The 12,865-nt window shown below is 47.1% G+C and carries 13 protein-coding genes; 5 read left to right on the top strand and 8 right to left on the bottom strand.

The genetic code is table 11. From position 1 onward, the window contains the following. Positions 1-144: 144 nt before the first annotated feature. From MHN31_RS06255 to MHN31_RS06240, 4 genes are all read right to left on the bottom strand, one after another. Positions 145-300: a hypothetical protein gene (locus MHN31_RS06255; RefSeq protein WP_155946430.1), complete on the bottom strand. Its 156-nt coding sequence runs from the start codon at positions 298-300 to the stop codon at positions 145-147. Positions 301-493: 193 nt separating this feature from the next. After that, positions 494-1,834: a sigma-54 dependent transcriptional regulator gene (locus MHN31_RS06250; RefSeq protein WP_239443770.1), complete on the bottom strand. Its 1,341-nt coding sequence runs from the start codon at positions 1,832-1,834 to the stop codon at positions 494-496. After that, positions 1,834-2,370 (bottom strand): hypothetical protein, encoded by a 537-nt coding sequence (locus MHN31_RS06245; RefSeq protein WP_239443769.1) that lies wholly within the window; start codon positions 2,368-2,370, stop codon positions 1,834-1,836. The genes MHN31_RS06250 and MHN31_RS06245 overlap by 1 nt, the downstream gene beginning before the upstream one ends. Beyond that, positions 2,367-3,776, bottom strand: a complete 1,410-nt coding sequence (locus MHN31_RS06240) for a HAMP domain-containing sensor histidine kinase (protein ID WP_239443768.1) — start codon at positions 3,774-3,776, stop codon at positions 2,367-2,369. Before MHN31_RS06240 ends, MHN31_RS06245 begins: the two co-directional genes overlap by 4 nt. Positions 3,777-4,063: 287 nt before the next feature. Here MHN31_RS06240 and MHN31_RS06235 point away from each other — a divergent pair, with 287 nt between their 5' ends. The 3 genes from MHN31_RS06235 to MHN31_RS06225 are packed head-to-tail and all read left to right on the top strand — an operon-like array spanning position 4,064 to position 4,756. Continuing rightward, positions 4,064-4,285, top strand: a complete 222-nt coding sequence (locus tag MHN31_RS06235; RefSeq protein ID WP_239443767.1) for an EF-hand domain-containing protein — start codon at positions 4,064-4,066, stop codon at positions 4,283-4,285. A gap of 26 nt (positions 4,286-4,311) precedes the next feature. Continuing rightward, on the top strand, positions 4,312-4,539 hold the full coding sequence (locus MHN31_RS06230; protein ID WP_125557622.1) for an EF-hand domain-containing protein: 228 nt from the start codon (positions 4,312-4,314) through the stop codon (positions 4,537-4,539). Between the two features lie 10 nt (positions 4,540-4,549). Then, positions 4,550-4,756, top strand: coding sequence for an EF-hand domain-containing protein (locus tag MHN31_RS06225; RefSeq protein WP_194867042.1), 207 nt, complete (start codon positions 4,550-4,552; stop codon positions 4,754-4,756). Between the two features lie 109 nt (positions 4,757-4,865). Here the strand turns inward: MHN31_RS06225 and MHN31_RS06220 are convergent, their stop codons facing one another. Both MHN31_RS06220 and MHN31_RS06215 read right to left on the bottom strand, forming a co-directional pair. After that, positions 4,866-5,423 (bottom strand): GNAT family protein, encoded by a 558-nt coding sequence (locus tag MHN31_RS06220; RefSeq protein WP_194867043.1) that lies wholly within the window; start codon positions 5,421-5,423, stop codon positions 4,866-4,868. Positions 5,424-5,443: 20 nt separating this feature from the next. After that, the gene (locus MHN31_RS06215; RefSeq protein WP_230090695.1) at positions 5,444-6,610 is read right to left on the bottom strand and encodes an MFS transporter; all 1,167 of its coding nucleotides are present in this window, start codon (positions 6,608-6,610) and stop codon (positions 5,444-5,446) included. 107 nt (positions 6,611-6,717) lie between these two features. On the opposite strand from MHN31_RS06215, the gene MHN31_RS06210 reads away from it, so the two are divergent. Continuing rightward, a complete protein-coding gene (locus MHN31_RS06210) occupies positions 6,718-7,602 on the top strand; it encodes a LysR family transcriptional regulator (protein WP_239443766.1) in 885 nt (294 codons plus the stop codon). An 87-nt stretch (positions 7,603-7,689) separates the two neighbouring features. Here the strand turns inward: MHN31_RS06210 and MHN31_RS06205 are convergent, their stop codons facing one another. Continuing rightward, positions 7,690-8,280, bottom strand: coding sequence for an outer membrane beta-barrel protein (locus MHN31_RS06205; RefSeq protein WP_239443765.1), 591 nt, complete (start codon positions 8,278-8,280; stop codon positions 7,690-7,692). A gap of 194 nt (positions 8,281-8,474) precedes the next feature. Here MHN31_RS06205 and MHN31_RS06200 point away from each other — a divergent pair, with 194 nt between their 5' ends. Beyond that, positions 8,475-10,658 carry an OsmC domain/YcaO domain-containing protein gene (locus MHN31_RS06200; RefSeq protein WP_239443764.1) on the top strand — a complete coding sequence of 728 codons (2,184 nt, stop codon included), beginning with the start codon at positions 8,475-8,477 and terminating at the stop codon, positions 10,656-10,658. A 192-nt stretch (positions 10,659-10,850) separates the two neighbouring features. Here MHN31_RS06200 and MHN31_RS06195 read toward each other — a convergent pair whose 3' ends face one another. After that, entirely contained in the window at positions 10,851-12,857 is a 2,007-nt protein-coding gene (locus MHN31_RS06195; RefSeq protein ID WP_239443763.1) for a YcaO-like family protein, read from the bottom strand. Between the last annotated feature and the right edge of the window lie 8 nt (positions 12,858-12,865).

Below are 12,865 nucleotides of genomic sequence, written 5' to 3'. Positions count from 1 at the left end.
CATGTTGCTCTGATGTGATGTCAATTTATGACATTAATTCGAAGATACTATTGCAAACTTTGCACGGGAGGACAAGGGGCGAGGCTGAAGGATGTACGGCTTTCTTATCGATGCAGAGTTCTGAACTCAGAACTCTGTTTTGGCTTAACGGCAATAGTGGTACAAGGAAAACATATCACAAATTTTGCCTGATAATGAGGCGGCCACATCACCACCCGCGATTTGCGGCGTCGCCTGTTGAGGAAGTGAATGAGACTCCGAAAGGCGTTTTAAATTGGTTTTCTTTACCTTTATTTTCATGTTGTTATCCAGTTTTTGTTGTATTAGAGATCATAGCTTTTCAATCCCTGTATGATAGTGATAAATAACCAGGCTCACTCAAACGTACTAAAAGTACAAAAGTAACCTTGTGACTGAAGGGCTAAGCACTCCTTGCCTGCCTTCCTATTCATTTAAGCGCATGTATAATAATTGGTCAAATGTTTTTACTAATTTATTTTATATCGTGTTTTTTCATCAGTTTATAGAAGTCTGAGCGATTTCTTTGAGCCAGTTTGGCGGCCTGAGGGACATTGTTCTCACACAGGGCGAGCACTTTTATCAGATAATCACGTTCAAACTGACGTTTAGCTTCATTCAGTCCGACAAAGGCTTGCTTGTCGTCTTGTTCTGGCAGTGCGCTGATAATACTGTCTGCAGTGATTAATTTGCCGGGTGTCATCGCTACACAGTATTCAACTACGTTATGTAGCTGACGAATATTGCCTGGCCAGGCATAACTTAACAGCGCCGTTGTGGCGTCTAAAGAGAGGCGTTTTTGTCCAGCGGCGAGTTGCTTGATAAACAAGTCTGCCAGTAGGGGGATGTCTTCCACTCGCTCACGCAGCGCAGGCAACTGAATGGCGACGACGTTGAGCCGATAGTACAGATCTTCTCTGAATTTTCCTTCGCTGACAGCCTGCGCCAGGTTTTTATGGCTGGCGGAGAGAATACGGACATCAACCGTTTGTTCGTGCTGCCCGCCGATCGGCCGGACCGTTTTTTCCTGTAATACCCGTAATAGCTTTACCTGTAGATCGAGTGGCATATCTCCTATTTCGTCCAATAATAAAGTGCCTTTATCGGCACTTTGGATCAGCCCCTGTTTATCCGAAATTGCGCCGGTAAATGCCCCCTTTTTATGGCCAAACAGCTCTGATTCAAGCAAGTGCGCGGGCAGGGCACCACAGTTGATGGCGATAAATGGGCCCTGGGCATGACTGCTCGCCCGGTGAATGGCGCGTGCGGTGACTTCCTTACCCGTGCCACTTTCACCCTGGAGCAAAATATTAGCCTGACTGGGCGCGATGGCTTTAATCTGCTGTACCAGTTGGCGCATGCTCGCGCTCTGGTGATACAAGCCGTGAAAGTTATCCGGATCAGTGAGTTGTATCGCCCTGTTTTTAGGTAATGCTTTGTCGATCGCTGCCAGTAGTTCTTCGCTGTTTATCGGTTTGGTAATAAAAGCGGTGATCCCTTGCTCAATGGCATCCACAGCATCGGGGATCGAGCCATGCGCAGTCATCATGATCACAGGCAGGCCTGGGTATTGGGCTTGTAATTTCTGGTTCAGTGCCAGACCGTCCATGTGCTCCATTCGTAAGTCCGTGATCACTACATCAACAGGTATACTGGCCAGTTGTCGCAAGGCCGCATGGCCACTACTGGCCAGGGTTACGTCAAAGCCATGACTTTCCAGGCGTATTGCCAGCAGCTCGCTCAATGCCGGATCATCATCGACCAGCAAAACAGAGGGGGTGTGGGTGTCTGAGGTAGGCGGTGTTGTATAAGACATTATTGCTGCTCCGGCGTTTGAATGGGCGCATTCAGGGGCATGTCCTGAAGCCTTTGTTGTTCGATCTCGGCCAGCGCCTGTTTGAGCGTGAGCAGTGCCTGATTGGTTTGGGTCAACTGCGTTTGGATCTGGCTCAATTTGGCGTTGCTTCGATGCAAACGGATCTTTTGTCCCCGCAGCACCTGCGTCTGTTGTTTCAGGGTATCGAACCACAGATGGTAGTGTTGGGGCCAGTGCTGACTTTGTTTGATCTTTGCAATTGCTTGCAACTGTCTGGTTGTTGACACGGTATTGCAGTAGCTGTGTATGAAGGTCTCAATAGCGGCCTGACCGATATAAGGTTCAGGCTTTTGTTGCTCAACAGCTTGATTGTTTTGACACAGTGTCAGGTAGCGCTGCAATAGTAGCGCCAAAGAAGCGTATTGTGGCTCAAGCGTTTTGCGAGGCCCGACAAAGTGGGTGTTTTGCTGTGTTGGGCTCAGTTGGCAACCGCTCAGGCTGATAACGAGTGTCACGATTAAAAAGAGGGGTTTCATCTGCTTTCTCCGTGTTTTGGCAGTTTCAGAGTAAATTCGCAGCCTGGCCGGGTATTTTGCCACTGTAACTGGCCACCGCACTGGCTCATACATTCATGTGCAATGGCCAGGCCCAGTCCACTGCCTGCTATTTTTTGGCTGCGCTGGCCTCTGACAAAGGGTTTGAATAAGTGGTTGGCCTCCTGGGGATCGAGCCCGGGCCCATCGTCCCGGATACTGATCTGCCAGTGGCTTGAGGTAGCCAAAAAGTCGATGCGGATCTGGCTGTGTGTATATTGAATTGCATTACTGAGCAGGTGTGTCAGAGCCAGTTTGACTGGTAGCTCAGGTAAGTCCGCGAGTTGCTGTTCAAAGTGCCAGTGAATACGGATATCTCGCCTCTGCAGCCGTTGTGCAAAGTGGTCTTCCAGTTGCACTTTGATTGCCCGGGCACTACAGCGTGCCTGTTGGCTGTGTGGGTGACTGGCAGCGCTAAACGTAAGCAGATCGTCAATGAGCTGAGTGAGCTTGGCGACAGAGACGTGGAGAATATCGGTTACGCGTCGTTGCTTGTCATTGAGCTGCCCAAGGTGATCGCTATTCAGCAACTCTGTGCCCTCTTTAATGGAGGCGAGTGGGGTTTTCAGTTCGTGCGATACGTGGCGTAAAAAGGTCTCCTTTTGATGTTTGCTGGCAGCCAGCTCCTGGCGCAATTGCTCAAGACGCTCACCCAGCTGGCTGAACTCGCGGCTGCCTGCTAGCTGGATTGGCGTAGTAAAGCGGTCTTCACCAATGACTGCTATGGCTCGCTCCAGCTGAAATAGCTGATCGGAGATCCGCTTGATAAGCCAGATACTCATGCCGACTAGGATAGGTAACAGAATGCTCAGTCCAATTAAAAAGCGCTGCCGGATGAGACTTTGCTGCAAGAGCGCATCCGTTAGCTGTTTGTCCAGAGTCTGTTGCAGCGGTTGTGACTGGCGAGTTAGTGCATCGGCCAGTGCCGACAGGGTGTTACTGTCTGGCGTCTGGGTGTGTTGGAGTAGGTGTTGCCAATTAGCAACTGCTGCATCTTTCTCAAGTCGTGTAAGCAGTGATATAAGTCTATTTTTTTGCACCTGCCAGCTTTTGTTAATGCTTATTTTTAATTGTTCGCTTTGTAGTAACTGATTGTTTTGTTGTGCTTTCTGAAGTGCCTGAAAGGCGTTTTTTAACTCACTGAATTCTGATTTAACTTTCTGATTATCAACATAAATATCCTGAACTCTATGCTGCTGATAGGCAACAGACTGAATAAACCACAAGGTCAACAGCAACAGAGGAACCAGGGCCAGCATTAATGCCATAAGTGCCTGTTTCCACAATGCCTGAGAAAAAAAGGGTCTGAGTGGCGTGTGTGAGCGTAATTTTGAGCTGGCATGGAGCATAAAGAGCCTGATAGTTTGCGCGCTTTTGGTTGACTGTTGCCAATTAGCGACAGATATAAGTAACTGATTTTAAATAGTAAGCTAAAAACGCGAGTTGAATTTTGTCGCCATTTAGCAACAAATCGCCTTAATGTCCCCTGAACTTTTTTACCCAAGAAAAACTAACTTATTGAAAATTAATATCTAATTAAACCTGGCATCAAAGTTGGAATAGTCCTGTCAAACGCAGCCGGCAAGCTCAGAACAGTTTCGCGGCGGCACACATTCAAAAACAGAAGGAAAATATGATGAAAACAGCGATGACAAAGATGACAGCTATGGCTCTGACGGTGTTGGCGACACAGGCAATTGCAGGCGAGGGTTTTGAAAAGTATGACACGGATGGTGATGGCACCATTAGTTTGAATGAGGCGACGGCAAACTCCTTGCTCATGGGCCAGTTTAAAGTTCTGGATAGCAATAGTGATGGCTTGCTGAGCAGAAAAGAATTCTCTGAGTTTAACGGCTAAATCGCGTTTTAGCCGGAGCATCAGATATGCAAATTACATACGTTTTTGCGTTGACCCTGGGAATGTTCACCTGTGCGTTAGCGTTTGCAACTGAAGTCGATTTTGCACTTTTGGATGACAACAGCGATGGCCTGATCAGTCGCTCAGAAGCAGCTAAGGTTTCTCTGGTCGCTGACGCATTTAAACGCCTGGATACAAACCGGGATGGCGCGCTGAGTGCCAAAGAATTTAAACACTTTAACAAGCATTTATGAGGAACTTGATATGTACAAGCTTATGTTAAGCACCATTTTGATGGCAGCCAGTATTGGCGCGCATGCTGCGGACAGTTCGTTTTCAACTTTTGATACCAATGGTGATGGGTATATCTCTAAGTCGGAAGCCGCGGGCTCGGATACATTGATGGTCATTTTCGAAAAACTGGACACCAATGGTGACGGTAAACTATCGGAACAGGAGTTTAGTCAGTAGGACATTATCCTGACACAGTTTTCTTCTCCCAATTTTGTATTTTTACGCAACGATCTTCATGGGTCCTTCCATGAGTCAAGGCACCTGATAAGGGTGCCTTTTTCGTTTATCAGGCTGTTGCTGCCATGATATGTTCACTACGTAGTAGGCCGTACATATAGCCATCATAGTAACCATGGCTAAATTTAAAGTGCTGACGTAAATGGGCCTCACGTTGCATGCCGAGCTTTTCCATTAAGCGCCAGGAAGCCTGATTTTCGACAGCACAAAATGCACAGACTTTATTGAGTCCAAATTGCTCAAAGGCAGCTTCAATCAGCCCGTTTGCAGCTTCAAACGCATAACCCTGGCCGATATACTTTTCACTCAGACGATAACCGATTTCGGCAGTTTTGGCGTTATGGCACAAAAACTTATACATGAGTTCACCGACCAGCACATTGTCTTCACGTCTGATGATGGCCAAAAGCAGTCTTTCATGCTCATTTGCCTGCCAGGGGGCTGTTGCCTGATCAATTCTGTCCTGAGCATCTTTTAGTGTCGCTGGTTCACCAATATACCTGGAGGTATCCGGATTACGCCGGCTCTCGTAAATGGCATGAAGGTCACTTTGCTGAAGCGGCCGGATAGTAAATCGGGCAGTGTTAAAGTGGAGTTTTTCGAACATGATTGATCCCAATATTATACTTATGTGTGTTCAAAATGAGGTCGCTGAATACGGATAGTACGCCAGCAAAGTAGCAACAATGCAGCACAGACAGCGATCAGTAGCGCGATGGCTTGCGTGTTATCTGGCAGCCATTGATTCACCAGCCAGGCAATGACAGAAAATATCAGTAACTCAATTGCCCCGACCAAAGCGTTTGCGGTGCCCGCGTGAGTAGGGTGTAGTAAGCCAATCAGGTGCATATAGCTTGGAAAATATCCGCCAAATACCAACATAATGGCGGCATAGGCCAGTAATATCGCTATGGCGTTGTCGCTGGCTAATACGAATGTCAGTGCACTCAGTAATAGTGCAGGCCACAGCCACAAAACAATTTTCATATAGCTAACGTGGCGCTGTAAGACTTTAGCAAACACAGCGCCCAACAACAGACCAACCATAGGCAGCATCATGGCTTGTCCGGTCTGGCTAGTGGTGAAGCCAAAGCGGTCCTGAAGTAAAAACGGCAAATGTAGCTGGAGCGTCAAATACAAAAAGGTTGGCACCCATTTGAGACTGGCCAGCGATAAAAAGACCTGACAGCGCACCATATTTTGATAGTGCCGAACCAGGCTCATTGGGTTAATCACAAAAGGTTGAGGTTCGCTGGCTTTGAGCAGACTCAGCCCGAATATGGTGATGAACAGATAGTATGTAATGAGCACCAGTGACAAACCCTGCCAGCCAAACCAACTGCTCAGCATACCGCCGAGCAGGGGGGCAATAATTGCGGTGACACTTGCCGAGATGGCCACGGTTGCCATGGCACTTTTTAATCTGGCCCCCGACAGTCGTTGAGCCAGTAATGTGCGGCTGATTAACACCGGTGAAGCGGAGCCCGCACCTTGCAAAATTCGTCCGAGTAAAAAGGTGGTGCTGTCTGGTGCAACGGCACATAACAGTGTACCTGCCAGTAAGATGGCTTGCCCGGCGATAAACAGTGGCCGATCACCGTACTTGTCGCGCAGCGGTCCAACAATCAGTTGAGAGGCGCCAAGCGTAATGAAATAGCTGATGATCATTGCCTGACTCATGCCATTGGTTAGCACCAGGCTGTCTGCAATATCTGGTAAAACAGGCATATACACCTGGCTGACCAGCTGAGAGCAGGACATGAGTAAAACAGCAAGCATGGTAAATAGATGCACGAGCACTCCAGCGCGAAGTAAATTTGACCCGGGCACTATACGCCGCTTTCATTGTCCTAAAAATAAGGTAATAATTAAAATACTATTTCCTTGTAGGAATTAATTAAATGGATTGGTTAACGGCAACACGCAGTTTTTGCGTTCTGGCAGAGCTGGGCAGCTTTACCAAAGCGGCAGAACATCAAGGGGTTTCGGCATCTGCTATGAGTAAACGTATTGACTGGCTGGAAAGACACCTGGGGCAAAGTTTGTTCATTCGCACGACCCGACAGGTTAATCTCACGGAGCAAGGGCAGCATTTTTTTCCTCGTGCCAGAGACTGGCTTGCCCAGTTTGAAGCACTGGTAGAAACCGCGCAATCTGAGCAATGCGAGTTACAGGGCAGTTTGAAAATAGCGGCGACACAGGCGGTGGGCAGCAGTGTATTAATGCCCAAAATTGAGCAGTTTTTGTCGCAATATCCGCAGATCACCATTCACCTGAATGTACTGGCGCCGGGAGAGCCGCCGGATTTACAGCACGATGTGGTGATCACCCGGTATAACGAGTCGTTTGATTCAGTCTCGCACAAAGGCACCCGGTTGTTTGACTATCAAATGCAGCTGTTTGGGGCCCCTGAATATCTGGCACGTTGCGATGAAATAACCTGTGTTGAGGACCTGGCACAACATAAGATGTTGCTGAGTAGTTATTATCATAAAATTGGGGGCGTTGTACTTGAAGATGGCAGATTGTTTGAGTTTACCAACTATAATTTTGTGACCGATCATCTCGATGCCATTTTAAAAGCGGCAGTGCAGGGAATTGGTTTGCTGTTTATCGCACCAAGCTATATTGAGCGGGAGTTAAGATCTGGCGCCTTGGTGCCTATTTTGCCGGATATTCGCTCTGAGATAAAACAACTCTGGGCCTATTACCCAAAGGCTAGCTATACACCCCGTAAAACCAGGTTGTTTATTGAACACCTTAAAAATAACGTTGTAACTCTGTAAGAGTGGGCACTTGTTTGGTGTGACCGTGGCTAATTACAGCATCACCCCGGCCAACGAGCCGGGGCTGATAGCGATGCTGGCGATTTTTTAAAAGCGGTAAGTCAGGCCCAGACTCAGCTGGAATTGGTTAAGTACATCGCCATCAAAGTGCCATGCACAGACGTCCTCATCGCTGCCATCACAGCGTACTTTAGACGAGTTTTTGATAGAAGACGCAAGCCAGCGCAGCTCTGTTTGCGCGCTGAACCCGGCTCCTAAATGATATTTCAGGCCACCATAAAAGCCCGCAGCAAAAAAGTGATCCGATTCTTCAAAATTGGGTGTTACTCTATTTACACCGATCTGAGCACCGATATAGCTGTCCAGATTATCTGTGATATCCACATCTATGGCGCTTTGAAACATCAGATATTCCATATCCACTTTCTGGATTGGTGCATCTTCAAATTCAGTTTCTAGCATGCTGTAAAACAGGCCATAGCGTTTTTTATTCAGATAGCGATCAAAGCTGATGCCAAAGTGGTTTTCATCGGCCAGGTTAACCACTGCTTTTTGACTGGTATGCAATTCCTGATTGCTACTTTTGCCACCATACAGGGTGACACCAAAGCCGTTATTGGCCAGAGCAGAGCTGGAAAACAGGCCTAAACCAAGTGCTAACCACACATAGCTGCGCATAATAAATCCTTGTTATCTCGTGTGTTGTCTGATGAGTTTATTTGCCAAGAAAGTAACATGCCTTTACGACCAATAATAGGTATTTAGTAACTTAATTTGTGTTGGCAGGGTTATTTGTGTCATCAGCATTGGCGCCGTCTTGCAACCTCAAGTACAATAGGGGTTTTCGATCGCAATACACCGGACTCTTTCCTATGGAAATCAAAGTAAATTATCTCGATAATCTTCGAATTGACGCCAAATTTGATGATTTTTCTGTCATTGCCGACCAACCTATTCGTTATAAAGGCGATGGTTCGGCACCCAGCCCGTTTGACTATTTTCTGGCGTCGTCTGCGCTGTGTGCTGCTTACTTTGTGAAAGTGTATTGTAATGCGCGTGATATTCCGACCGATGGAATTCGTGTGGCGCAAAACAACATTGTTGACCCGGAAAATCGTTACAACCAGATCTTCAAAATTCAGGTTGAGCTGCCAGAGAGTATCTCTGAGAAAGACCGTCAGGGCATCTTGCGTTCAATCGACCGTTGTACTGTGAAAAAAGTGATCCAGACCGGACCTGAGTTCCAGGTTGAAGCGGTAGAGAGCCTGGATGACGATGCACAAGCCATGCTGATGGTAAACACCGACTCTGACGCCAGTACCTTCATTCTGGGTAAAGATCTGCCACTGGAGCAAACCATTGCCAATATGACGGGTATTCTGTCAGAGCTGGGCATGAAAATCGAAGTAGCCTCATGGCGTAACATTGTGCCCAACGTTTGGTCTTTGCATATTCGTGATGCTGCATCGCCTATGTGTTTCACCAATGGTAAAGGTGCGACTAAAGAAAGCGCGCTGTGCTCGGCGCTGGGCGAGTTTATTGAGCGACTGAACTGCAATTTTTTCTATAACGACCAGTTCTTTGGTGAAGAAATTGCCAATGCCGAGTTTGTTCATTACCACAATGAAAAGTGGTTTAAGCCGGGCCACAACGACGAGTTGCCTGCTGAGATCCTGGATGGCTACACGCGTGAAATTTACGATCCGGAAGGAGAGCTGCGCGGCTCTAACCTGATTGACACCAACTCAGGCAATATCGAGCGTGGTATTTGTTCAATTCCTTACACGCGTCACAGCGACGGTGAAACGGTTTATTTTCCATCTAACCTGATTGAAAACCTGTTTCTGAGTAACGGTATGAGCGCCGGTAATAACCTGTTTGAAGCCAAAGTGCAGTGTTTGTCTGAGATCTTTGAGCGCGCGGTGAAAAAGCAGATCATTGAACAGGAAATTGTACTGCCAGACGTGCCTGAGGACGTACTGGCTAAGTTCCCGGGTATTGTTGCTGGTATTAAAGGCCTTGAAGAGCAGGGCTTCCCGGTTGTGGTAAAAGATGCGTCGTTGGGCGGTCAGTTCCCGGTGATGTGCGTGACCCTCATGAATCCGAAAACGGGTGGAGTGTTTGCCTCTTTTGGTGCTCACCCAAGCCTGGAAGTTGCGCTGGAGCGAAGCCTAACTGAGCTGTTACAGGGCCGCAGCTTTGAAGGTCTGAATGATGTGCCAAAGCCGACATTTAACAGCATGGCAGTGTCTGAGCCGGAGAACTTTGTTGAGCACTTCATTGATTCTACCGGCGTGATCTCATGGCGTTTCTTCAGTGCCAAACATGATTATGAGTTTGTGGAGTGGGACTTCACGGGCACCAACGAAGAAGAGTGTGACAAACTGTTCGCCATTCTTAAAGATTTGGGCAAAGAGGCGTATATTGCAGAATTTACAGATATGGGTACCGCCTGCCGTATTCTGGTGCCTGGCTACTCTGAGGTTTACCCGGCCGAGGACTTAATCTGGGATAACACCAACAAAGCGCTGCAATACCGCGAAGACATTCTGAACATTCACTCGCTGGAAGACGAAGCGCTGGCTGATTTGGTTAATCGCCTTGAAGAAAGCCAGCTTGATAATTACATCGACATCATCACCCTGATCGGCGTAGAGTTCGATGAAAACACGGTTTGGGGCCAGCTGACCATTTTAGAGCTGAAAATCCTTATCTATCTGGCGCTGGGCGATATCGAAGCGGCCATTGAGCTGGTTGAAACCTTCCTGCAATACAACGACAACACGGTTGAACGCGGTTTATTCTACCAGGCTATGCACGCCACGCTGGAAGTGGCGCTGGACGAAGAGCTGGAAATTGAAGACTACATCCACAGCTTTACCCGTATGTTCGGTAAAGAAGTGATGGATGCGGTGATTGGCTCAATCAACGGTGATGTAAAGTTCTATGGTCTGACACCGACCAACATGCAACTGGAAGGCCTGGACAAGCACCTGCGCCTGATCGACAGCTATAAAAAGCTACATGCCGCACGCGCTAAGTTTGCCAAAGGGTAGTTTGTACAGTGTCACTCAAGCTTGCTGGGTTAATTGCCAGCCAGCTTGAGTGACTTAGGGTAAGGTGAGAGGGAGTCTCTACCAACAATATTCTCTCTCGCTACAAAGTGAGCTCGCATTCTGCTATACCGGCCTTGAGCTGGTATTTTGTCACAAGTATTTTAGGTTATTCACAGCCACCAAGGAGCGTAGTTAAATATACAACCCTTGCTGATTAATCGTTTTCTCCGTCAATGCTTTATCCATCCAACCCAGTTTGACAGGTGTCTCGTACAACCTTGGGTTACCTAGTTGTGGCCAGATGTGACACAGTCCGGGTACAAAGACTTTAGCAGTGCTCAGTGGAATAGGCGAGCGTGAATAATCCAGTGCCAGTGTTTCCATATCCAGGCTGTTTAACTGTTCAACAATGACGAGAATATCATCCTTCAGATCACCGCTTTGTGTTAGCTGATAGCTTGCACGAGATGCATTGGCCTCAGGCTGAAGGAAACTATCATCGGTAATGGCATCAAAATCAAAGGGGGCACCATTTTGGTCCCGGATAGGAATAAGCTGACATAGCTCAGTGAGCGCACGTTGTGCGGCCATTTCGGGTTTTAAGTGGCAGCCGAAACCAAATACATACCCCTGAGTTGCTTTGTTACGGCCAATCGCTGCCATTACGGGCACACCGGTATCCACGGTGAGATCCAGCATCCAATAGTCGTGTTCAGCGGTGATTGTTTCGTGCAGCGGTGCTAGGTAATCCGGGTCCAAGCCGCTTAACTCAAACTGCGGACGCGGTAAGCGGTTATACCACCAGATAGCGGTTGCATCACGCTCAAGCAATTCGAATAAAGCCTGTAAAATGGCCTCTTCCAGGTTATTACCGGCCGCACAGCCATTAGAATGCCATTTGCCAAAGCGGTCTTCTTCAAACGGCGTATTGGCAAAGCAGCAAACGGTGGGCACAAAGACTTTTTCATCGCGTGTGAGCGACCACAGAGCAGTCCAATTGACAGCCTCTCCAGTATAGGAAAGCGCGGCTTGCTTACGCTGAGATTCTGAGTCCGCAGGGTCCGCAAAGCGCGCATACTGCTGCTCGCTGTAGGGTAACAACTGAGAAAAGTTATAACTGCGAGCGTCCAGCTGATGAGCCTGTGCGACTTGAGTTAGCTCATCGCCCACATACTGTGCATTTTTGCGTTCGATGGCTTCGCATAACGCACTGGCCTTAGACTGTTCGTGTGTGACGCCTTTGCCTAAGCAGGTTTGATTGAATTCATCGACATTAAGGTCTGGTACGCTCCTAGCAGGATGTTTGAAAAATGCGGTACGGTATATTTTGATTGCGCCTGAGTCATTGAGAGTTGAAAGCTCATTAATTAGCCCTGTACATCGATTTATATAGGGTGCAATTTTTCTATTTGTAAGCTCAGGTTTTATACTTCTTGAGCCACCATCATGACCAAATGTAATTGGGCAGCTTCGCAGTGCTATTTTTGTTGACCACTGTTTTTTAACTTGATTGCTAGAGTTTAGTGAAAAGGTTTCTACTTCTAAATTGGAATTTACTACATTAACTTTATTTGAAGCCAGCAGCTGTTTTGAGGTAACTAGAGTAAGCGCCGAGTCTATAAAGTTACTTGATTGTCGATAATGTCGCTTTTTTGCACTGTCAGAGGATGTAATGAAATAGGAGTTCATTGGTAGGTTATTAGCCCTGATCTTTACATAATACTCAAAGTCCCTTTCTGACTCTAAGGGAGGGCTAATTACGAGCAAGTTGAAGAAGTCTTCGATAATGACCACACTTTTATTACCGACCTGGAAATTATGCAGCGATAATTCTAAAATGTCTTTGGTGATAACAATATTACTATCAGGTATATCGGTTGCTTCGGCATCAAGGCTTTCTGTTACATTAATAACCCTACTCATGGAGCTTTGATGCCATATCTCTCCTCCTTCCTGTAATGGTATTACAAGCTCCGTCTTAATCAGGCTATCCAGATAATAATAAAATAGGGCAGAATCGTGTGGGTTTTTCGATTTTAAGGCAATATCATTGACAGTCTGCTTGCCATCAATGAACTGAAATAGTGGGAAGCGGGTGTGCTCCAGAACATAATTTTGACTGTAATGTGTTAGATAAACATTACCCTGTTTGTCTGTGATGACGTTAAACTTAGGGTTCCACATTATAATACTGCTCATTACTCTTA

Source organism: Pseudoalteromonas sp. McH1-42 (assembly GCF_022347845.1).
In the GTDB taxonomy this organism is placed as follows: Bacteria; Pseudomonadota; Gammaproteobacteria; order Enterobacterales; family Alteromonadaceae; genus Pseudoalteromonas; species Pseudoalteromonas rubra_D.
The sequence above is the reverse complement of the archived record's forward strand: the minus strand, read 5'-3'. Positions and strand labels throughout refer to the sequence as shown.